Raw genomic sequence first — 21,202 nt, 5'->3', positions numbered from 1 at the left:
TATGGCCCGGGCGAATGTGTAAAACATTAGTCCGGGTTTTCCTATGACTAATAACCGTATTCAAATTCAATGGTAGCAGCATGAGCCCATTTATCTTTCACACTTTCGAGGAGTATTAATAATGTATGATATCAACAAAAATTGCGGCATCCACAATGGGGAGTGATATCATGCCAGCCATTACTGGTGATATTTATAGAAGGCGACTGGATTCCCTTCAATCAGAAGTTTGGATTGATGGAGATCAAATGAAAGGGAACATTTCTGAGCATCCAGCTTTCCGAGGAGTAATAAAAAGCCAATCCGAACTATACGATCTTCAACACTCTTCAGGCTCTCACATGACTTTTACCTCTGAACACACAGGTAGTGAAATAGGGACGTCTTTTTTGATTCCAACGTCCAAAGAAGATTTAAGGAAAAGAAGGAAAATGATTCAGCAATGGGCCGGCCACACTGGCGGGTTAATGGGACGCAGTCCTGATTATATGAATACGGTGTTAGCAGCATTTGCAGCTTCAACAGACATACTTACCGGTCAACCCAATTGTTTCCCAGAGAATCTTTTAAAGTTTTATGACTTTGCAAGTGAGAATGATTTATCCTTCACCCATACTTTTATAAATCCACAGACGAACCGATCAAAGCTTGCTTTCTTAGAAGAAGATGTAACAAATGCTAAAATCGTAGGACGAGATGAGAAAGGATTAATCATTAAAGGAGCAAAACTCCTTGCTACTCAGGGAGGGATCACTGATGAAATCATTGTCTTTTCAGCTCCGGGAGTCCAGGATAATTCATGTGCTTATGCTTTTTCTATTCCAAGCAATACACCGGGTTTGAAGTTTATTTGCCGAGAAGCCTTTTCTAGCAGTGATTCCAAATTTAATTCTCCCCTTGCATCGAGATTTGAAGAACTTGATACTATTGTTATATTTGACGACGTGTGTGTGCCATGGGACCGAGTGTTTTTTCACGATAACATACGAGTTGCGAATGACTTTTATATCAAAGGTAAATTCATTCCTTTCACGCTGCACCAAATTGTCTCTAGACAGGCTGTTAAGACCGAACTTGTAATGGGTGTCGCTCAAATGGTAGTTGACACGATCAATATAAGTGAGTATCAGCATGTGCAGGGAAAAGTCACAGAAATTATTAAGGGGCTCGAAATGATCAAGGCCCTGCTATTAAGTTCAGAAGAGCAGGCAGTTTTTGATAAAGCAGGGGTGTGTATCCCTAAAAGAGAACCGCTATATGTAGCGGTTAATACCTTCCAGGAAGTGTATCCGCGATTTATAGAGATCATCCAGTTGCTTTCAGCGAGTGGGATAGTTACGATTCCAACAGAAAAAGATTTTCAATCACCCATAGGGAAAGATCTTGTTCACTATTTACAGGCGTTTGAAGTGGATGGAAAAGAAAGAGTGAAGTTATTTAGATTGGCGTGGGATTTATGTTTAAGTTCCTTTGGTGGAAGACAGACGCTCTATGAACGTTTCTTCTTTGGAGATCCGATTAGACTTTCTCAAACCATCTATCAAATTTACGATAAAACCGATTGTTTAAGCCTGGCAGAAAATATGCTAAAAAGCTGACTCAAAGGAGTCAGCTTTTTATTTATTGGTACTCTTTTTTGCTGCTTGCTCTAGCTGTGATTTTGGCTGCTGATCTTGAATATCTTCGCTCAAACCCTGAGGATTAACTGTCTTCGGGGTCTTCTTTTTATCTGCATTACTCTTATGACTCATATTCAGCACCTCCCCTATAAATAGTGTGCCAATCATCAGGTGAATTATCCACGATATCTATGGAAATACAGTGGGAAAACTGTCATCTTTGCCTGGATTAATCTAAGCTAATTTGCAAAAGATAATAAAGAAAATAGAGGAGGAAAAAATAAATGAAAAACAATGATCGCAGAAGTCATACAGCAGATGCTAAACAAGGATTAGAAATTACGAAAGAACAAGTTTCAGACACTCTCACTGAAGGGACATATGATGCTGAAATTGATTCTCTAAACGAAAACGGTGCTCTTCTCTCTCATAGCGGTAAAGCTATTTCTGAAAATGGGAGCGGTCCAACCGCTAGGAAGGACGGAGGTGGCCACAGTGAGCAGAAGAAATAAAATTCTTGTGCCTGAAGCGAGACAAGGTCTAGATGAATTAAAGGCACAATTGACTAATCAACAAAGACCTGAAGAAGCAAAGTATGAAATCGCTAAAGAAAAAGGCATCCCTCTCAATAGAGGCTACAACGGGCAGCTGACATCAAAGGAAGCGGGAGAAATTGGCGGAAACATTGGCGGTAGTATGGTTCGTGAATTAATCAAAAGAGCAGAACAACAATTGAAGGACCAGCAGTAACAAAAGACATACTTCCGTGTTCTACAATAAATGGAAGTCGATCAGTTTATGGCTCTCCTCTTCTTTAACTTGCTTGAACTTTACGTTTGAAATTCTATTTTAATTTCAGCCCTATAGGGGGTCGGATTTCTGTAGAAGGAAGTTTGATTCCATTTTGATGCGGGAACTGCCGTTAAAAAGGGAAAGGTGGTTAGATAGAATGAATACAAAACGATTAAGCGAAGTAGAAGTAGGGCGAAATTACACCGCAAAAGAATTAGATAGTTTCGTTTCAACAACAGATGTGGTTCTTATTTCAAATAATGAATCACAGCTATTTTCAGAACCGGAACGAGAATATAAAGTGACCCAGTCCTTTAATGGTTTCTTTGAACATTCTTCAGAAGATGGAGAAAAATACTTCCGAGAGAAGAAAACTGTGGTAGTAGAAAAAGTATAACTTATTCATATCCCCCCAGTTGCTATCAGTTTAGATGGACCTGGGGGGGTTATTTATGGAAATAATAGCTGGAATAGGATAAACCAAGATAAATGGGATGAGCATAACCACATTTCATCATATAAAGGAAGGAATTCAAGTTTATGTTTAAAAAACTAGCATCAGATGCATTAGGTCTTAGTGAAGTGGGCAGTGTCGTCTCTGCTGAAGACTACGACAAAGTAGATGCGGATGATTATGTTATGCATGAAGACGGGGAAAAGATTTACTTCCTTATTAAATCAAAGGCAGATGAATACTGCTTTACGAACCAATCCCTAATTCACGTAGACGGTGATAGTGCAGCGAGTAAGAAAAGAACGCTTAGAAGATATCCATATCACACCCATCATTTCTCTGGTGTTGAGCTTGAAACTGCTGGCACAATTGACTTGGATATCGAAATCAAATTCCATCTCGGTGGCGTACAGTTTGACATTGATGTTCATAAAAAATACCTCGAGGATCTAAAACATCTTTATAAAAGCTTGTTAAAAATATCTGAAATCACTTTAGAAAATGAAACATTCACGAGCTATGCTCAACAAAGTATGCAATACGCATCTGATACTTTATTACACAGCCGCAGCCAGGAAAGAAATCTTGCTAGTGAATTCAAACAAATCAATGAAACAGCATTTGATTGGCTGGTCCATACAAAAGAAGAATTTCAAATCAAGGATTTTGGATATATTTTTGAGCAATTTATTAAAGAATAAAGTCTATAAGTAATAAAAGAGGCTCTTTACGCCCGCGATAGCTATCTAATGTAATTAAACAACCCGAACCGAAATAAATTCTTGGTTCGGGTTGTTTAATGGTCTGCTTGTTTTGTTATTTTAGTAAAGCATTATAAAATATTGTAATTTATGGGTGGAATATTTCCTTTGCTACTACAGACACTAATCTTGTCTAATTACAAAGGAGGGACTTCCAATGGGAAGAGATGAACATCGTCATTCAAAAGGTAAAAAGAAATATAAATTACCCCAAACTCCTAAGGATCAGAAGCATCCTGGAATAGATGTAGAGTTTTCTTCACAGCTTGCAGACGAAGAGGATTGGAAAGCAATCGAGAGAGCACAAGCTGCCGACCTTCGTGCGCATAGTAAGAATACTAATCGAAACAGATAACCTCCCATAGACGTCCATCCCAGATCAGTAACTGACTGGGATGGATTATAATTAAAATGTGCAGAATGATTTTTTTGTACAGTTTAAATTGTTTGAACTTGAATTTATTTATGCTATAATACTGAAATGTGACTAGGTCGAAAGTTTAATACTTAATAAAATTCTTTAAGGAGGACATCACATGAAAAACTTAAGAAAATGGATTCCTGCTGTGTTTTTAGGAGCACTGCTAGTGTTGGCTGCCTGTGGTAATTCCGATTCAGGCGATTCAGAAAGCAGCGGTGACAGTGGAAGTTCAGACAATGGTGGAGATAAAGGTACTGTAAGTATTGGTATGAATAACTGGGCGGAAAACGTAGCCGTATCAAACATGTGGAAATTAGTGCTTGAAGATAAAGGCTACGATGTTGAATTGAAAAAAGTGGAGAAGGGCTTTTTATACGAAGCGTTATCCTCTGGAGATCTTGACATAGGAATGGAAATTTGGCTGCCAAACACAGACAAATCATTCTATGAGAAATACAAAGATGATATTGACTGGCGTGAGGACTGGTATGAAGGCACTACACTAGGACTAGTAGTACCTACTTACATGAAAGATATTAATTCAATTGAAGATCTAAAAACAACTGACAAGTTTAAAGACAAGAAAATCATCGGTATTGATGCAGGTTCAAGTATCATGGCACTTACTGAGAAAGCTGTTAAAAAGTATGATCTGGATTATGAACTAGCAGCCTCATCTGGTCCAACAATGACTGCTGAACTGCAGAATTCTATTGAAGATAAGAAACCAGTACTTGTAACCCTTTGGAAGCCGCACTGGGCATTTGCTGATATGGACCTTAAATTCTTAGACGACCCTAAGAACGTTTATGGCGATAATGAAAATATTTCTTATGCAGCGCGTAAAGGTTTAAAAGATGATAATCCTCAAGTTGTTAAATGGTTTGATACATTTAAGATGAATGATGATCAATTAGGAAGTCTAATGGGAGATGTTAACAAAGCTGATTCAGCTAAAGAAGGCGCCCAAAAATGGATTGATGAACACCAAGATCTAATCGACGAATGGACGAAAGAATAGTTATCCATTTGCTAAAAACCCGAACCAGTATTTTTTTGCTGGTTCGGGTTTTTTTGTTTAACTAGAGCTCCGTTATCCTCTGCTTGATCATATAGTTTCTTAACAAGATGTTTTTGTGGAATTTTAATTTTGAAGTTTAACGATTATAAATTCCGGAAACATATTATGTAGAAATAATTTTAGAGTAGAAAAAGGAGTCGATGTTCGATTATGGATATGAATAAAGAAATCAAAAAACTAGAACAAATTCACTTAGAAAAACCACAGCGTGTGTTCACCATGTATTTAAACACCGACCCTTCTGACCCTGACCAGCAAGGCGGAGAATGGAAAATACATTTAAAAAATGGTTTAAATAATTTTGAAACTTATTTACAAGAAGAAGGAGACTCAGATGAAAAGAGAAACTTCTGGTCGGTAAAAGAAAAAGTTCAAAATTTTGTAGAAGAAAATGAGCAGCATTTCGCGAAAAGTGTGGTCTTATTTGCTACGGCAGATGAAACCGTGTGGTTTGCCGAGCGTTTCCAGATGCCTGTAAGAAGCGAATTTTATTGGGAAGAGAGTCCTGTTCTTGATCAATTAAAAGACATGCATCAGTCTTTCCCTAAAACGGGCATTATCTTGACCCAGAAAAACCAAATTAAGCTTATTGATGCAGAACTTGGCTCATTGAATGATACTCAAGTGTTAGAATTGGATCTGGACACTGAGGATTGGAGACAGCATCAAGGACCTCACAGTGCCGACGCTTCCATGGGTTCAGGCGGAGCAAAAAGTTCCAAGCAGGATAAATTCAAGGAGCGTTTTGAGGCAAATCGATATCGCTGGTATAAAAGTATAGCTCCAAAAATTGATAAATTGGCTAAAGAATATGGCTGGGAGCGCTTTTATTTAGTAGGTGATAAAGAGGAGCTTAAAGACTTGCAAGAAAACATGAATAAACAAGCGGACGAATTTATTAATAAGAATCTTCTTGATCATGAAGAAATGCATGTGATTGAAGAAGTCGTACCATCTTAAAGAATAATGATTGAACTAAAGTGGTGCAGAGAGTAGTCTCTGTACCATTTTTTTATTTAGAGAAACAAGGTTGAATTGAGCGGACTTTTTAAACATCAGACAATAGTATGATAATATAATATTTAGTAAAAATAATTCGTATAGGAGCAATTTTATATGTATGTCGTAGACTCTGCCGTAGTGGTTCCAGAACATAAAGCGGGAGATTTAGTAGCTATCTACAAGAAGCGTTCGAAGTTGGTGGACCGTGCTCCAGGCTTTCGTTCGTTTCAGCTTCTCCAAAATGAACGAAAGCCCGGAGAATTGACAGTCCATTTAGAATGGGAATCCAAGAGTGACTATCTAAATTGGGCACGCAGCGAAGAATTTAAAAAAATTCATGAGTTGGAAAAGAAATACCCAGATAAAGAACTTCAAGGGATTGTTCCTAAAGTAACGAAATATGAGGTTGTAGCCTTATGAAGACGGAAGAGAAGGAGCTTATCGTTCACCAAGTGGTAAGAGAAATTTATGATGCTTACCCTGATTTACTGGATAAGTTTGGAGAGAATGGTCGATTGCGTACAGAAGAAGATAATTATCATCATTTAAATCATCTGGTCTCCGCATATGAGATGAGAAATATAGACTTTTTTATCGATTATACTTTATGGTTAAATACTCTACTGACTTCAAGAGGGGTCGGCACGCCAATTATTATTGATAATTTTGAACGTTTAGTTCGCTTGCTCAAACAAAATTCTTTGGAAAATGAAGAGGAATGCAGTATGTGTATTGATTATTTGAAGGAATCACTTCAAAAGCTGCGTACTCTTTAGCTGAAAGAGGTGAAATCAATTGGATCAACATGTAAAAACGTTAGCTCACTTGTTTTTAGATGGAGAAGAAGATAAGGCACTTCATTTTACGGAAGAGTTATTAAACGAGTATTCCTTAATGTCGTTTTATGAAGCTATTATCACTCCTGCTATGTATTACATTGGGGAGCTTTGGGAAACCAATCAGATATCTGTTGCAGATGAACACTTGGCAACTGCCATTTGTGATTTTGTTATTTCCCAAATAAAGGGTAAGGAAACCGTGCGTTCCGGGAATGATCAGTCAAGTGGACGAGCATTATTTTTCGGTATGGAGGAAGAACAGCATTACATTGGGTTGAAAATGGTGTCAGAGAGTTTTAAAGCTCATGGCTATCAAGTGCGTTATTTAGGTCCGAATTTGTCACTTGAGCATTCCCTCATACAAATAAACAAGTTTAAGCCGGAAGTTATAGGTTTATCAGCTGCTCTATCTTATCGGCTGCCAGGATTAAAGGAAATCATCAAACGATTCAGCGAGTTAGAATGGAAACCTCTGATTATGATTGGAGGAAGAATGGCAAGGAAATTTGCATTGGAAGAACTGGAGGCAGATCAAGTCATGATCGTTAAGGACTTGCACCACTTAAGTAAGTGGTTTGAAGAAGGAAGGGAAGGTTTGATTAATGAAACAAGTTGATTATCCTTTTCCTTTACCCTACTATACAGTAAATCGTAATTTTACGATTCAAACTTATTCCAAGGAAGCGTTCGAATTAGCGGGAGTTCAACAAAATCTGTTGGATATTATCGACCCGGAAAGTCATAATAAACTGCGGGATTGGGTTTCCGCAGATGGACATCTAGCAAGGTCGCCGCTGGAGATTAATTTAGTGCCGCTTAAGGATTCTGAGCAGCTTCAAACAGCCGATGTGTATTTAGGATGGGACAATGATTTATATGCTCAGGTGATGATTCTTGTAAAAGATAAGAAATTAGCTAAAGTTACTCACTCCCTGCAGCAATTAAGGACACGTTTAGAGGATACGAATTTTGAATTAATGGAGAAAAAAGAGGAGTTAGAAAAGGTCATCGAGCAAAATAATCACCTTTCTGCTCCGTTTATTAAATTAACGAACCGACGTGCATTGGTGCCCCTGTTTGGAAATTTAACACAAGAAAAAATGAATGCTGTCTCCAATCATTTGCTTTCAACGGCCCAGAAGGAAAGCGCTGAGGTCATATTATTTGATTTTACTGCAGTAGGGGAAGTGAACAAGGAAAGTATTGAAATTCTCATTCGTTTAATGACCTCGCTTTTTTACATGGGAGGAAGAATTGTGGCGTTAGGTGTGAAGCCAGAACATGCTAAATTGCTGCACCGTGAGGATTTTCCTGCTCGTCTCCAATTTATGAATTCTGTTGAACAAGCCCTGATAAAAGATTTCGATTGAACTACGAATCCCCTTCTAAACTTATGAAGGAGGATTTTTTATTTTCAAGAAAGATCAACCAGGTTAACTTGAAAGATAGGTAAGGAAGTTTTTTTAAAAAGCTTCTACAGAAATTTTTTATAATGATTGCGTTAAGAATGTTATGTTCGCTAATAATTGTGGAATAAACCTTATAGAACTTGAAACAGACTGATAAGTTACTATTAGTCTAAAGAAGGTTATCTTATCAAATATTCGCAAATTAACCAGAAAGGATGAAACAATATGCAATTAACACTTGAAGTCAATGGTATGACATGTGAACACTGTGAAAAAGCAGTAAAAGGGGCTCTTGAGGAACTAGAAGGCGTTCACGGTGTGGACGTTGACGTAAGCAGCGGAAAAGTGGACGTAACTTATGATGAATCCTATGTATCCAAGTCTCTAATGAAAGAAGCCATTGAAGCTCAAGGGTATGAGCCAGTAGGGTGAAAAGATTAGAACACCATCAAAAAAAGGGAAGAAGTTGTGGGTCTTCCCTATATCCTTTTATATAGAAAACCCGAACCAGTGCTATTGGTTCGGGTTTTCTGCTGTGATCAAAATTTTTGACCGAGTCGATTAATTATTGGACAGAATAAGGGAGTTGGGACTTGTAGCCTGTAAACTGCTGATAGGTTTGCTGCACCTTGGTTTGTTCAGCTTGCTCCACTGCGTACCAGCCATTTTTAAACATTAAGTTATACAGGTTTCTCTGACAGTCCTGGGTTTCTTTAAAGATTGTTGCTAAATCCTGGTAAAGAGCCTGGTTGCTTGCTTCATTAAGCGCAATGTTATAGGAATTGGTCATGTATTTTTCTGTTGTTAATTGATCATTAATAAAATCACGTTCGTTCATTTGAGGTGTTTTAGGTACGGTTGTTTCAGGATTTTGAATTTTACTTGCTGATGGATTCATCAATGGGCCTCCTCAGTTGGTTTGCTGATTTTGCGAGTTTAAGTGCATAAGAATCTTATCGTAATGACGTTGGTGCATTTGTCCTGCTTCTTCTAAAGCGGACTGGATCTCAGGTGACTGACAATTCTGGGCAAAGAAGTGAGCTTTTTTACAAGCGTTCAAGTTCCAGGACAGCATATCAGAAATATAAAGCTGATCTTTCGTGCTGACTATGTTTGGTACTTGAGACATAGCTTGTGCCTCCTGCATGTGATTTTGATTTGGTGACATGTTTCATCCTCCTTTGTAAATTCTCGAATAGTATGCCCGCTGAGGCATTAAATATGAGAAATATGTGACCTTAATATGGAAATATATATAAAATTATGTCGAAATATTTAAGTAGATGGATACCCAATTTTTATAAAAAGTGATAAAATATAAAATGTGATCGGTTACAAGATTTAATTTTCATAATTTTCACTTGGGATGGTTTAAATAGAATGATATCTTTTATTTGACCTTGGCATCAGGAGGGTTTTTTAGTATGGAAAAAGTACTTCGCAACTTCTTTTTATTTCTTTCTAAAAATCGGTTTTTTACTAAAATAGCAAAAAGATACGGACTGCGTTTTGGAGCCGGCCGCTTTGTTGCCGGAGAGACAGTTCCTAATGCAGTAGAAACCATAAAGATTTTGAATAGAAAAGGGATGGCCGTTACAATCGATCATTTGGGGGAATTTATAGATAGTGAGCAGGAAGCCCGTCATGCGGCAGATGAATGCATTGAAGCTATTAACGCCATCGCTCAACACAATCTTGATTCTCAATTGTCTCTTAAATTGACGTCTATGGGACTGGATATTTCAGAAGAGTTAGTGCTTGAGAATATGCGCAAAATTCTTGAAGCAGCACAGAAGCATGATGTGTTCGTAACAATTGACATGGAGGATCAGGCTCGCTGTGGCAAAACGCTGGAGCTGTTTAAAGAACTGAAAAAAGATTATGATCATATCGGCACGGTCCTACAAGCTTATTTGTACCGTACTGCAGAAGATGTTGCCTTATTAAATGAATATCATCCTAATCTGAGATTAGTGAAAGGGGCATATAAGGAATCGCCTAAAGTTGCCTTTCCTGAAAAATCGGACGTGGATGAGAATTATAAAAAAATAATTAAGCTTCATCTTGAAAATGGAAATTATACAGCAATTGCTACCCATGATGATGCCATCATTGAATATACCAAACAGCTTGTTGAGGAAAAGAATATTCCACGCGGGCAGTTTGAATTTCAGATGCTATATGGAATTCGTGTAGAACGACAGGAAGAGCTGGTAAAGGAAGGCTACAAAATGCGTGTATACGTGCCCTATGGAAACGACTGGTACGGTTACTTTATGCGCCGTTTAGCTGAAAGGCCGGCCAATGTTGCTTTTGTACTTAAAGGAGTTATTGGTAAATGATAAGGGATTAGAGCTTCTCCAATTGGAAGCTCTGGTCCAAAAGGAAAAAAATTACTGATAACAGATCAAAAAGGATTGCGAAATGTCTGAAAATATTTTATAGTTAGATTAGAGATTGAAATTTGTAGAAATATATTTTTTTAACCATAAAATGAATGAGTATTCATTCAAAATTGACAGGGGGAAATCACATGACTCGAAAAATAAAACGTGCGGCAGTCCTTGGTTCAGGGGTAATGGGAGCAGGAATTGCGGCTCATTTAGCAAATGTGGGGATTCCTACACTAATGCTGGACATAGTCCCTCGTGAACTTACGGAGGGTGAAAAACAAAAGGGGTTAACTTTAGAGGATGCAGCTGTAAGGAACAGAATTGCTGCTGCAAATAAGGAAGCACTGAAGAAACAGAAGCCTTCCCCGCTGACGAGTCAATCCAGCTTACAACTTATTGAGGTTGGGAACATGAGTGATCATATGACCAAACTTGCAGAAGCCGATTGGATCATTGAAGTGGTAGTCGAAAACCTAGAGGTAAAAAAGAAAGTTCATGCTCAAATAGAACAGTATCGAAAACCTGGATCTGTAGTCAGTTCAAACACGTCTGGAATCTCCATTAATGCAATGGCGGAGGATTGCAGTGATGAATATCGCAGCCATTTCCTTGGAACGCACTTCTTTAATCCTCCTCGATACTTAAAGTTATTAGAAATTATTCCTGCCAAAGAAACAGATCCAGAAGTTCTTCAATTTATGAAAGTTTTTAGTGAAGACGTACTTGGTAAAGGAGTAGTGGAAGCGAAAGATACACCAAATTTTATAGCCAATCGCATTGGTACTTACGGTTTACTGATCACGGTTCAAAAAATGCTAGAAGAAGGGTACAGTGTCGGGGAAGTTGATTCAGTGACTGGACCCCTGATAGGAAGACCTAAGAGTGCTACTTTTAGAACTCTGGATGTAGTTGGTTTAGACACGTTTATCCATGTAGCCAAGAATGTCCATGATCAGGTAGAGGGGAAAGAACAGCAAGCATTTAAAGTTCCGGAATTCATGAATACAATGCTTCAAAACAAATGGCTCGGCGCGAAAAGCGGTCAAGGGTTCTTCTTAAAGAAGAAGGGAGATAAAGGGAGTGAAATTCTTCAGCTGAATCCCGAAACTTTAGAATATGAACCGCGAGAAAAACTGAAGACGAAAGCTACAGAATTAGCTAAACAGGAGAAAGGTCCGAGGAAAAAATTGAAAGCTCTTGTTGCTGCTCAAGGAGATCGGGCCGGAGATTTAATTTGGTCTATAGTCAAACCTGTACTGCTGTATTCCGCGAACCTATATGGAGAAATCGCCGACGATATTCCTTCCATTGACCGGGCAATGAGGTGGGGATTTGGCTGGGAATTAGGTCCATTCGAAATGTGGGACGCTATCGGTGCGGATTCATCGATAGAAAGAATGAAGGAAGAAGGAGATGTTATCCCGGAATGGATAGAGCAATTCATGTCTCAAGGAAATTCCTCCTTTTATAAAGAAGAAAATGGAACCGTTTCCTTTTATCATCACGGAAACTACAAGTCCTTATCGTTTAATAAGAAAAATATAAATCTGCGACGCCTTAAAGAAACGAATGAAGTCATTAAGAAAAATTCTGGTGCAAGTTTGATAGATCTTGGAGATGGAGTAGCTGGTCTGGAGTTCCATTCCAGAAGTAACGCAATCGGGATGGATATTATCCAAATGGTCAACTTTGCAATTGAACATGTTGACCAGAATTTTGAGGGGCTGGTGATTGGGAACCAGGCGAAGAATTTCTGCGTAGGGGCTAATCTCGGTATGATCCTGATGGAAGCTCAAGATTTTAACTTCTTTGAAATAGAGATGGTCGTTAAACAGTTTCAGGATGCAATGATGCGAGTCAAATATTCTGATAAGCCCGTTGTAGCAGCTCCATTTGCCATGACTCTAGGCGGGGGTGCCGAAGTTTGTCTGCCTAGTGCGGCAATACAGGCTTCTCAGGAAACTTATATGGGGCTTGTAGAAGCAGGTGTTGGTCTGATTCCAGGCGGTGGAGGAAATAAAGAACTGTATTTGAAGCACTTACGAAACGTTCCTCAGGGGGTTGATTTTGACCTGCAGAAGATCACGAATACCGTTTTTGAGAAAATAGCCTTGGCTAAAGTATCAACATCAGCCGAAGAAGCGAAAGAAAATGGTTTCTTAGACCACAAAGATGCTATTAGTGTAAATGGAGATCATTTACTGCATGATGCAAAACAAAAAGTACTTGGTCTGGCTCGTTCGGGTTACCAGGCACCTAAACGGACACGCGTCCCTGTAACGGGGGAGCAAGGCTATGCAACGATGCTTTTAGGGGCAAAATCACTAGCGCTCAGCGGGTATGCAAGTGAGCATGATTTGAAAATTGCGGAGAAACTAGCCTTCGTCTTAGCGGGAGGACGCATTCAAGAAGGAAGTTTAGTAGATGAACAGTATTTATTAGATTTAGAGAGAGAAGCCTTTTTAAGTCTCGTTGGGGAAGCTAAAACCCAGGCACGTATGCAGCATATGCTGTTAAAAGGAAAGCCATTACGTAATTAAAAGCAGAGGGGGAAATGCCGTGAAGGAAGCAGTTATTGTAGCAGGAGCAAGAACTCCGGTCGGCAGGGCAAAAAAAGGATCATTGGCACACTCACGACCTGATGATCTTGCGGCCATAACCATAAAAGAAACTTTACGAAGAGCGAGTAATTATGACGGGGCAATTGATGATGTCATTATCGGGTGTGCTATGCCCGAAGCGGAGCAAGGGATGAATATGGCGCGGAATATAACAGGTTTAGCGGGATTAGATTACCAAGTACCGGCGATCACGATTAACCGATACTGTTCCTCTGGACTTCAAAGTATCGCCTATGCTTGTGAAAAAATCATGCTTGGCCACAGTGATACCGCGATTGCTGGAGGAGCTGAGTCGATGAGTCTCATTCCCATGGGCGGGCACGTCATAAAACCAAACATAACCTTAGTAGAAAATGCCCCTGAATATTATATGTCTATGGGGCATACAGCTGAGGAAGTAGCTACTCGGTTTAACATATCCCGCGAGGATCAGGATGCATTTGCTGCCCAAAGCCATAAACGGGCTGCTGCAGCTATTAAAGAAGGTAAATTCAAGGATGAAATCGTCCCGGTGGAAGTCGTTAATCGGGAAGTAGGAAGCGATCATAAAGTAAAAGAAAGCAAAACAGTCTTTTCTATGGATGAGGGGGTACGTCCAGGTACAACCACAGAGATTCTTGGCAAGTTAAAGCCGGCCTTTACTGTAAGAGGTTCCGTAACAGCTGGTAATGCCTCCCAAATGAGTGATGGAGCAGCTTCCGTTTTAGTGATGGATAAAGAGAAAGCTGAATCAGAAGGATTAAAACCGCTAGTGAAATTTCGCTCCTTTGCAGTGGCAGGGGTGCAGCCGGAAATTATGGGAGTAGGTCCGATTGAAGCGGTTCCTAAAGCCTTAAAGATGGCTGGTTTGAGCCTTTCCGATATTGGTTTATTTGAATTAAACGAAGCGTTTGCCTCTCAATCCTTACGGGTCATTCGAACATTAGAACTAGATCCTGCAAAGGTGAATGTGAATGGCGGAGCGATAGCCCTTGGGCACCCGTTAGGATGTACAGGAACAAAGCTGACTTTAAGTCTGATCCATGAAATGAAACGAAGAAATGAACAGTTTGGTGTAGTTACAATGTGTATTGGCGGCGGCATGGGAGCTGCTGGTGTATTTGAATTAATTTAATGAGGAGGAAATAAAATGAGTGACATTAAACAAATGATTAAAGGCGGCGGCTTCATTGTTGAGGATTTAACCGCGAATGACATTGTTACACCTGAAGACTTCACAGACGAACATTTAATGATTGCCAAAACAGCTGAAGATTTCGTATTAGGAGAAGTGGTTCCGAAAATCGATAACCTGGAAAACCATGAATTTGAGCACTCCGTAGCGTTACTGAAGCAAGCGGGCGAGTTAGGGCTGTTAGGTGCGGATGTACCGGAAGAATATGGCGGACTTCAACTGGATAAAATCAGTTCCTCCTTAATTACAGAGAAGTTCTCAAGAGCCGGGGGTTTTTCGGTTACTCATGGAGCTCATGTTGGGATCGGTTCTCTACCTATTGTTTTCTTTGGAAATGAAGACCAGAAAAATAAGTATCTCCCTGCACTCGCCACCGGGGAAAAACTTGCGGCGTACGCGTTGACAGAACCAGGTTCAGGTTCTGACGCACTTGGGGCAAAGACAACAGCGAAATTAAATGAAGAAGGTACGCATTATTTACTGAATGGTGAGAAACAATGGATTACCAACTCTGCTTTTGCTGATGTGTTTGTCGTGTATGCGAAGGTTGATGGAGAGAAGTTCACGGCATTTATAGTCGAGCGGGAATTCCCTGGAGTTTCTACTGGCCCGGAAGAAAAGAAAATGGGGATCAAGAGTTCCTCAACAAGAACTCTTGTTTTAGAGGATGCCAAAGTGCCCGTAGAAAATGTGCTGGGAGAAATCGGCAGAGGACATGTGATTGCTTTCAACATTTTGAATGTAGGACGCTATAAACTGGCCATTGGAGGAGTAGGCGGTGCAAAGCGTGCAATAGAATTATCTGTTAAATATGCGAAAGAAAGAAAACAATTTAAAACTCCTATTGCAAGTTTTCCATTAATACAAGAAAAAATTGCATCTGTCGCAAGTAACACTTATGCAAACGAAAGTGCAGTTTACAGGACAGTAGGATTGTTCGAACAGAGTATGGGGAAATTAACCGACGAGGAATTAAAGGATGGGAAGGCTGTAGCAAAAGTAATTGCTGAGTACGCCATCGAGTGTTCCTTGAATAAGGTTTTTGGTACCGAACTCCTGGATTTTGCTGTGGATGAAGCGGTTCAAATTCACGGTGGCTATGGATTCATGCAGGAATATGAAGTCGAGCGTATGTATCGGGATTCTAGAATTAACCGTATTTTTGAAGGAACAAATGAAATTAATCGGATGATCGTACCCGGTAACTTGCTTAAAAAAGCGATGAAAGGTGAGTTGCCATTACTGCAGAAAGCTCAGGCTCTTCAAGAGGAAATTATGACAATGATGCCTGAGGAACCAGGAGATGCAACGCTGGAACAAGAAAAATATTTGCTGAAAAATGCCAAGAAAATCGGCCTATTAGCTGCCGGATTAGCTGCTCAGAAATATGGGGAAAAACTCGAGAACGAACAAGAGCTGCTTGTGAATATTGCTGATATTACTGGTGAAATTTACAATATGGAGTCAGCGATCTTGAGGACGGATAAAGCCATTCAGAAATCTGGTGAAGAGAAAAATAAGCAAAAGCTGCTCTATACAAAAGTATATGTGCAGGAAGCTTTTAATAGGATTGAGGCTCATGCAAAAGAAACTCTTATTGCAGCTGAAACTGGTGACTCACTGAGGATGATGCTGGGAGCGCTCAGAAAATTAACCCGTCATACACCAACGAATGTAATAGCGCTAAAACGCCAGATCGCTGCGAATCTAATTCAATCCGAGAAGTATATCGTCTAATCAGGGGGATAAACCTCTCGTTATGATCATTCATAACGGGAGGTTTTTTAGTTCATACTAGAAAACTAATGAAGAAAACTTTTATATAATCCAAATTCTTCTGTGAAATTACTCCAATCAGTATGGTAAAATATTAGACAAGACTCGGTAAGGAGAGTAGTTATATGTCATTGGATTTCTATTGGTATCCTAATTGCGGTACTTGTAAGAAAGCGAAGAAGTGGCTGGATGACAATAGCATTGCTTATAACGCGATACATATTGTTGACCACCCCCCGACTGCTGAGAAACTGAAATCGTTCGTAGAGAAGAGTAATCTATCTGTTAAAAAATTTTTCAATACGAGTGGAAAAAAGTACAGAGAATTAAACATGAAAGAAAAACTCCCTGAAGCTTCCGAGGAAGAAATGTTAGAATGGTTATCCTCCGATGGAATGCTGATTAAACGTCCTATTTTAACTGACGGGAAAAAGGTCACGGTAGGTTTTAAGCAGGATCAGTTCGAAAACATGTGGGGATGAGCAGAACATTGGAAATAAAAGCGATTAGCTTTTATGTTAATATTTGTTGTTTATAACTTAAATGTGGAGGGATTTTAATGAGTTTACCAAAAGATCTGCGTTATTCTGAAGAACATGAGTGGGTTAAAGAAGAAGGAGAAAAAGTACGGATTGGAATTACTGATTTTGCTCAATCGGAGCTTGGTGATATCGTATTCGTAGAGCTTCCGGAAATTGGTGATGAACTGGAAGCTGATGAACCTTTCGGCAGTGTGGAATCTGTAAAAACTGTATCAGAATTATATGCTCCTATAAGCGGTAAAGTAGTAGAAATTAATGAAGAACTGGAAGACAGCCCGGAATTCGTTAATGAATCCCCGTATGAAAAAGCCTGGATGGTTATTATTGAGCCAACTCAATCTTCAGAAATGGATCAATTAATGTCCCCTGAACAGTATGAAGAAATGATTAACGAAGATTAATTCTAAGGCGATGGCATTCTTTTAGAAGAATTTGTACAGGCAGGGCAACATCAGCTTCCTTGACTGACATGATCGTAAATACTTAATTAATCATGATCAGACCATGCCCTTATTTGGCATGGTCTGTTTCTATATAGTGGGTGAGAGTAATGAAAGAAGATCGCATAGTCATCGTTGAAGGAATTACCGATAAAAAGAAAATAAAAAAAATTCTCGATGAAGAGGTAGAAATTATTTGTACACACGGGACACTTGGCGTAGAGCGGATGGAGGAGCTTATTTTAGACTATAACTTGGACCACCGAATAGTATTTATTCTGGTGGATGAAGATGATTCTGGCAATAAATTAAGGAAAATGCTTACGCAGGAACTTCCACATGCGGATCATATTTATATTGATAAAGCGTTTAGGGAGGTAGCTGCCACCCCAGAGCCTGAACTTGCCCGGGCTTTATTAAGCAGACACTTTATCGTTAAGCCGATTTACTTGATTTAGGAGGAAGAGAATGCAGCAACTGGACAACAAAGAAGTGAACAGCCAATTAGCCAAAGAACCGATTGCCCTTACATTTATTCACAGTCCATTCTGTGGAACCTGTCATCTGGCAAGAAAAATGCTGACTACTATTGAGTTATCATATAATAAAGAGGTGTTTTATGAATTAAATGCTTCTTTACATCCTGCGCTCATGCAGGATTACCAAGTAGAAAGTGTTCCCTGCCTTCTTGTTACACAGCATGGGAAGCTTAAAGAGAAAGTATATGCTTTTCACTCTGTTCCTTTTATGTACGAGAAAACTGCTGATTTTGTAACTATTTAATTGAATTTCCCGGGAAATGACGAGCGAATTTCTTTAGTGGTTAAAGGAAAAACCCCTCCTGATAACGAAACCTTTTTACAAGGATTAAAGGAGGAGTTTTTTTATGGTTGAAATGATCGAGTCTTGGATGGAACGTGTCAATCAGAGGAAGGACTTACTGCCTAGCTGGAGAGAAAGGGAAGTGACCCTCGAGGTCAACGCCCCGCCTGTGCATAATATCAGCTTGATTATTGACCAAAACGGTGTCAAATTAGGTGGTAAGCAAGATCAACACGGTAAAATCCATTTAACCTCCACTCCCGAAATCGTTCAGGAGATCCTTCAGGGAAATCATAAATTAACGGCGCTTTCAAAGGATACCATTGATATTTCGGGGAGTTATCGGAATGTATTATTTTTAGAATCCTTATTTTTATTATCCAAGTAACTTTCCTATCGCTTCTACAATATCGAAAAAGGAAGCCTGATCTCCAAATTGGGCAGAGATTTGACCTTGCTGATCAATAATTACAGTTGTAGGAACTCCGTTGCACTGGTATAAATCGTAAACTTCTCTACTGTTGTCTTTTACTGTGGGCTGAGTGATAAATTTATCAGCAAATGCCAGTCCTTCTTGGGTATCTCGTTCTCTCCCTGTGACATTGATCGTTAACATTTTCACTTTCTCATTATCCATGGATTGGTACAACTGTTCTTTCTTAGGCATGTCTTTTCCACAGTCAGGACACCAGGAGACCCAGAAGGTAAGAACGATTACTTTTCCTAAATCGGTTTCTAATTGGTACATTTGATTAGAGTCTATATAAGGTAATTGAAAGAGCGGTGCATGAGTCAATGTGAATTCTCCTTTTCATTAATGTTGACGCCTTTATTCTCCCATGCTAACATATGAAATAATTTAATAGCGACATCTTAACTTATCCAGAGAGGTGGAGGGACTGGCCCTTTGAAGCCCAGCAACCGGTTGAATAATACGGTGCTAATTCCAGCAAAGCTTTATGCTTTGAGAGATGAGAAGAGAACAAGAGAAGTCTCTTCTTTTTAAGGAGGGATTTTTTTAGTGTCTGGAAACCTCATACTAAATCAATAAAGTAAAAGGAACGGACTAACCTTTTAGTTGACAGATAATTAAAAATGATGCTAGAATCCTTTTTGTGCTTCTTAAACGAGTTAAAGTGATAATAAGTTAATAAATTAAAATCTCTTATCAAGAGTGGTGGAGGGACGGGCCCGTTGATACCCGGCAACCGTTGAGTATGAACACTCAAAAAGGTGCCAATTCCTGCAGAGCATGTATAGCTCTGGCGGATAAGAGAACAGACAAATCTGAAGATAAACTTCGCCTTTCTGTTCTCAAGCAGAAAGGCTTTTTTATTGGGGAGGAAAACTATGATTTCAATTAAGGAATTGTCTAAAGTTTTTCATACGAAAGACCAGGACGTCCAAGCAGTAGATCAGTTAAACCTTGAGATTGATAAGGGAGAAATTTACGGAGTGATCGGCTATAGCGGAGCGGGCAAAAGTACGTTTATCCGCCTGCTTAACAGGCTGGAAGATCCAACGGCCGGGAGTATTAGAATAGACAACCAGGATATAACTTCTTTGAACAAAGGCAAGCTTCGGCTGGCACGTCAGGAAATTGGAATGATCTTTCAGCATTTTAATCTGCTTTGGTCAAGAACGGTTCATGATAATATTGCTTTTCCTTTGGAAATTGCTGGTATGACTAAAGCTAAGAGAGATAAACGGGTGGAAGAATTGATTGACTTAGTCGGTTTGAAAGGCAGAGGGCAGTCCTATCCCTCCCAATTGAGCGGCGGCCAAAAGCAAAGAGTGGGAATAGCGAGAGCTCTTGCTAATAACCCTAAAGTTCTTCTTTGTGATGAAGCAACTTCTGCCCTTGACCCTGAAACCACCGACTCGATACTGGATTTATTAGTGGATATCAATGAAAAGTTAGGGCTTACGATTGTTCTTATTACCCACGAGATGCATGTAATTCGCAAAATTTGTCACCAAGTGGCCGTTATGGAAAGTGGGCGTATTGTTGAACAGGGAGATGTTCTCGATGTATTTCTTTATCCAAAAGAAAAAGTTACTAAGCGTTTCGTCGATCAGGTAATGGGAGATCCGGAACGGGAGCATTCATTAAATCTTATTAATGACACTTATAAAACCGGAGAAATTCTCCAACTGCACTTCATAGGAGAAAATACTAACCAAGCGTTGATTAGTGAAATATCCAGGTCGTTTAAAGTGGACGTTAATATTCTGCACGGAAAAATCACTCAAACTCAAAAAGGGGCATATGGAACTTTATTCGTTCAATTTGCTGGGGAAGAGCAGGAAATAAAACGAGCGATAGAATATTGTCGTTCAACTTCTGTGGAAGTAGAGGTGAGTCCGCATGTTTAGTCAATTGTTCCCTAATGTAAATTTAGAAGATATGATTACAGCCACCAATGAAACTATTTATATGACAGTGATTTCAGTGGCAGGAACATTTATTCTGGGATTGCTGTTAGGTTTATTACTTTACTTATCCGGTCCCGGAGGTTTATGGCAGAATAAAACATTAAATTGGATTACAGCTGCAATTGTCAATGTTTTTCGTGCTATTCCCTTCATTATATTGATCCTTCTGCTATTCCCGTTTACTGATTTCTTAGTGGGTACTATTCGAGGGCCAAATGCTGCCCTGCCAGCACTGATCATAGGAGGTGCCCCATTCTATGCTCGTCTCGTTGAAATTGCATTAAAAGAAGTGGATAAAGGTGTAGTGGAGGCGGCTAAATCAATGGGGGCTAAATATTCCAGCATCGTGTTTAAGGTACTGCTTCCTGAATCGATGCCAGCACTCATTTCTGGAATAACGGTTACTGCTATTGCATTGGTTGGATATACAGCCGTGGCAGGAGTTATTGGTGCAGGCGGTTTGGGAGACTTCGGATACTACTATGGTTTCCAGCGCAGTGACTTTGATGTTGTTTTATTTTGCACCATTTTAATCGTTTTAATTGTATTTGTATTTCAATTTGTTGGAGATTTCATCTCCCGCAAATTAGATAAAAGATAAATATTTCAAGGAAGAGGAG

The 21,202-nt window shown here is 39.4% G+C and carries 28 protein-coding genes and 2 riboswitches; of the genes, 24 read left to right on the top strand and 4 right to left on the bottom strand.

Annotated elements, in window-relative coordinates; genetic code table 11:
• Window positions 1-170 precede the first annotated feature (170 nt).
• Window positions 171-1,598: a 4-hydroxyphenylacetate 3-monooxygenase, oxygenase component gene (hpaB, locus tag Q7A53_RS12025; RefSeq protein ID WP_411789557.1), complete on the top strand. Its 1,428-nt coding sequence runs from the start codon at window positions 171-173 to the stop codon at window positions 1,596-1,598.
• Window positions 1,599-1,616: 18 nt separating this feature from the next.
• Here the strand turns inward: hpaB and Q7A53_RS12020 are convergent, their stop codons facing one another.
• Window positions 1,617-1,751, bottom strand: coding sequence for a hypothetical protein (locus Q7A53_RS12020; RefSeq protein ID WP_411789417.1), 135 nt, complete (start codon window positions 1,749-1,751; stop codon window positions 1,617-1,619).
• Window positions 1,752-1,903: 152 nt separating this feature from the next.
• Between Q7A53_RS12020 and Q7A53_RS12015 the strand changes: the two genes are divergently transcribed.
• The 12 genes from Q7A53_RS12015 to copZ all read left to right on the top strand — a co-directional run bounded on the left by Q7A53_RS12015 (window position 1,904) and on the right by copZ (window position 8,810).
• Window positions 1,904-2,131 (top strand): DUF4025 domain-containing protein, encoded by a 228-nt coding sequence (locus Q7A53_RS12015; RefSeq protein WP_411789416.1) that lies wholly within the window; start codon window positions 1,904-1,906, stop codon window positions 2,129-2,131.
• Complete coding sequence (locus Q7A53_RS12010) at window positions 2,115-2,369, top strand: small, acid-soluble spore protein, alpha/beta type (protein WP_411789415.1); 255 nt, start codon at window positions 2,115-2,117, stop codon at window positions 2,367-2,369. The genes Q7A53_RS12015 and Q7A53_RS12010 overlap by 17 nt, the downstream gene beginning before the upstream one ends.
• A gap of 199 nt (window positions 2,370-2,568) precedes the next feature.
• Window positions 2,569-2,808, top strand: a complete 240-nt coding sequence (locus tag Q7A53_RS12005; RefSeq protein WP_411789414.1) for a hypothetical protein — start codon at window positions 2,569-2,571, stop codon at window positions 2,806-2,808.
• A gap of 143 nt (window positions 2,809-2,951) precedes the next feature.
• Window positions 2,952-3,566: a PH domain-containing protein gene (locus Q7A53_RS12000; RefSeq protein ID WP_411789413.1), complete on the top strand. Its 615-nt coding sequence runs from the start codon at window positions 2,952-2,954 to the stop codon at window positions 3,564-3,566.
• 217 nt (window positions 3,567-3,783) lie between these two features.
• Window positions 3,784-3,981, top strand: coding sequence for a YfhD family protein (locus Q7A53_RS11995; protein WP_411789412.1), 198 nt, complete (start codon window positions 3,784-3,786; stop codon window positions 3,979-3,981).
• A gap of 181 nt (window positions 3,982-4,162) precedes the next feature.
• Entirely contained in the window at window positions 4,163-5,068 is a 906-nt protein-coding gene (locus Q7A53_RS11990; RefSeq protein ID WP_411789411.1) for a glycine betaine ABC transporter substrate-binding protein, read from the top strand.
• A 210-nt stretch (window positions 5,069-5,278) separates the two neighbouring features.
• Window positions 5,279-6,088 carry a VLRF1 family aeRF1-type release factor gene (locus Q7A53_RS11985; protein ID WP_411789410.1) on the top strand — a complete coding sequence of 270 codons (810 nt, stop codon included), beginning with the start codon at window positions 5,279-5,281 and terminating at the stop codon, window positions 6,086-6,088.
• Between the two features lie 156 nt (window positions 6,089-6,244).
• The gene (locus Q7A53_RS11980) at window positions 6,245-6,550 is read left to right on the top strand and encodes an antibiotic biosynthesis monooxygenase family protein (protein WP_411789409.1); all 306 of its coding nucleotides are present in this window, start codon (window positions 6,245-6,247) and stop codon (window positions 6,548-6,550) included.
• Window positions 6,547-6,906: a hypothetical protein gene (locus tag Q7A53_RS11975; protein WP_411789408.1), complete on the top strand. Its 360-nt coding sequence runs from the start codon at window positions 6,547-6,549 to the stop codon at window positions 6,904-6,906. Before Q7A53_RS11980 ends, Q7A53_RS11975 begins: the two co-directional genes overlap by 4 nt.
• A 19-nt stretch (window positions 6,907-6,925) precedes the next feature.
• Window positions 6,926-7,585: a cobalamin B12-binding domain-containing protein gene (locus Q7A53_RS11970; protein ID WP_411789407.1), complete on the top strand. Its 660-nt coding sequence runs from the start codon at window positions 6,926-6,928 to the stop codon at window positions 7,583-7,585.
• Entirely contained in the window at window positions 7,572-8,339 is a 768-nt protein-coding gene (locus tag Q7A53_RS11965; protein WP_411789406.1) for an STAS domain-containing protein, read from the top strand. The genes Q7A53_RS11970 and Q7A53_RS11965 overlap by 14 nt, the downstream gene beginning before the upstream one ends.
• Window positions 8,340-8,603: 264 nt before the next feature.
• On the top strand, window positions 8,604-8,810 hold the full coding sequence (gene copZ / locus Q7A53_RS11960) for a copper chaperone CopZ (protein WP_411789405.1): 207 nt from the start codon (window positions 8,604-8,606) through the stop codon (window positions 8,808-8,810).
• Window positions 8,811-8,943: 133 nt separating this feature from the next.
• Here the strand turns inward: copZ and Q7A53_RS11955 are convergent, their stop codons facing one another.
• Both Q7A53_RS11955 and Q7A53_RS11950 read right to left on the bottom strand, forming a co-directional pair.
• Window positions 8,944-9,276, bottom strand: coding sequence for a spore coat protein (locus Q7A53_RS11955; protein WP_411789404.1), 333 nt, complete (start codon window positions 9,274-9,276; stop codon window positions 8,944-8,946).
• A 12-nt stretch (window positions 9,277-9,288) separates the two neighbouring features.
• Window positions 9,289-9,546, bottom strand: a complete 258-nt coding sequence (locus tag Q7A53_RS11950) for a hypothetical protein (protein ID WP_411789403.1) — start codon at window positions 9,544-9,546, stop codon at window positions 9,289-9,291.
• Window positions 9,547-9,802: 256 nt separating this feature from the next.
• Between Q7A53_RS11950 and Q7A53_RS11945 the strand changes: the two genes are divergently transcribed.
• From Q7A53_RS11945 to Q7A53_RS11905, 9 genes are all read left to right on the top strand, one after another.
• Window positions 9,803-10,720: a proline dehydrogenase family protein gene (locus Q7A53_RS11945; protein WP_411789402.1), complete on the top strand. Its 918-nt coding sequence runs from the start codon at window positions 9,803-9,805 to the stop codon at window positions 10,718-10,720.
• A gap of 191 nt (window positions 10,721-10,911) precedes the next feature.
• Window positions 10,912-13,311: a 3-hydroxyacyl-CoA dehydrogenase/enoyl-CoA hydratase family protein gene (locus tag Q7A53_RS11940; RefSeq protein ID WP_411789401.1), complete on the top strand. Its 2,400-nt coding sequence runs from the start codon at window positions 10,912-10,914 to the stop codon at window positions 13,309-13,311.
• 19 nt (window positions 13,312-13,330) lie between these two features.
• Window positions 13,331-14,506: an acetyl-CoA C-acetyltransferase gene (locus Q7A53_RS11935; protein ID WP_411789400.1), complete on the top strand. Its 1,176-nt coding sequence runs from the start codon at window positions 13,331-13,333 to the stop codon at window positions 14,504-14,506.
• A gap of 15 nt (window positions 14,507-14,521) precedes the next feature.
• On the top strand, window positions 14,522-16,303 hold the full coding sequence (locus Q7A53_RS11930; protein WP_411789399.1) for an acyl-CoA dehydrogenase family protein: 1,782 nt from the start codon (window positions 14,522-14,524) through the stop codon (window positions 16,301-16,303).
• 164 nt (window positions 16,304-16,467) lie between these two features.
• Window positions 16,468-16,824 (top strand): arsenate reductase family protein, encoded by a 357-nt coding sequence (locus Q7A53_RS11925; protein WP_411789398.1) that lies wholly within the window; start codon window positions 16,468-16,470, stop codon window positions 16,822-16,824.
• Window positions 16,825-16,901: 77 nt separating this feature from the next.
• Complete coding sequence (gene gcvH, locus Q7A53_RS11920) at window positions 16,902-17,285, top strand: glycine cleavage system protein GcvH (protein ID WP_411789397.1); 384 nt, start codon at window positions 16,902-16,904, stop codon at window positions 17,283-17,285.
• A 149-nt stretch (window positions 17,286-17,434) separates the two neighbouring features.
• Window positions 17,435-17,782, top strand: a complete 348-nt coding sequence (locus tag Q7A53_RS11915; protein WP_411789396.1) for a toprim domain-containing protein — start codon at window positions 17,435-17,437, stop codon at window positions 17,780-17,782.
• Window positions 17,783-17,792: 10 nt separating this feature from the next.
• Entirely contained in the window at window positions 17,793-18,107 is a 315-nt protein-coding gene (locus Q7A53_RS11910) for a thioredoxin family protein (protein ID WP_411789395.1), read from the top strand.
• Window positions 18,108-18,210: 103 nt separating this feature from the next.
• On the top strand, window positions 18,211-18,534 hold the full coding sequence (locus tag Q7A53_RS11905; RefSeq protein ID WP_411789394.1) for a hypothetical protein: 324 nt from the start codon (window positions 18,211-18,213) through the stop codon (window positions 18,532-18,534).
• On the opposite strand, the gene Q7A53_RS11900 is transcribed toward Q7A53_RS11905, so the two are convergent.
• Window positions 18,523-18,942, bottom strand: a complete 420-nt coding sequence (locus tag Q7A53_RS11900; protein ID WP_411789393.1) for a TlpA family protein disulfide reductase — start codon at window positions 18,940-18,942, stop codon at window positions 18,523-18,525. The two genes, Q7A53_RS11905 and Q7A53_RS11900, sit on opposite strands and share 12 nt — an antisense overlap.
• A gap of 79 nt (window positions 18,943-19,021) precedes the next feature.
• Window positions 19,022-19,124: riboswitch (SAM riboswitch) on the top strand.
• Between the two features lie 184 nt (window positions 19,125-19,308).
• Window positions 19,309-19,422: riboswitch (SAM riboswitch) on the top strand.
• 74 nt (window positions 19,423-19,496) lie between these two features.
• Between Q7A53_RS11900 and Q7A53_RS11895 the strand changes: the two genes are divergently transcribed.
• A complete protein-coding gene (locus Q7A53_RS11895; RefSeq protein WP_411789392.1) occupies window positions 19,497-20,522 on the top strand; it encodes a methionine ABC transporter ATP-binding protein in 1,026 nt (341 codons plus the stop codon).
• Window positions 20,515-21,183, top strand: coding sequence for a methionine ABC transporter permease (locus Q7A53_RS11890; protein ID WP_411789391.1), 669 nt, complete (start codon window positions 20,515-20,517; stop codon window positions 21,181-21,183). Before Q7A53_RS11895 ends, Q7A53_RS11890 begins: the two co-directional genes overlap by 8 nt.
• Window positions 21,184-21,202 lie beyond the last annotated feature (19 nt).

Source organism: Halobacillus rhizosphaerae (assembly GCF_046719735.1).
Taxonomy (GTDB): Bacteria; Bacillota; Bacilli; order Bacillales; family Halobacillaceae; genus Halobacillus_B; species Halobacillus_B rhizosphaerae.
This window is presented reverse-complemented; position numbering and strand designations above follow the sequence as displayed.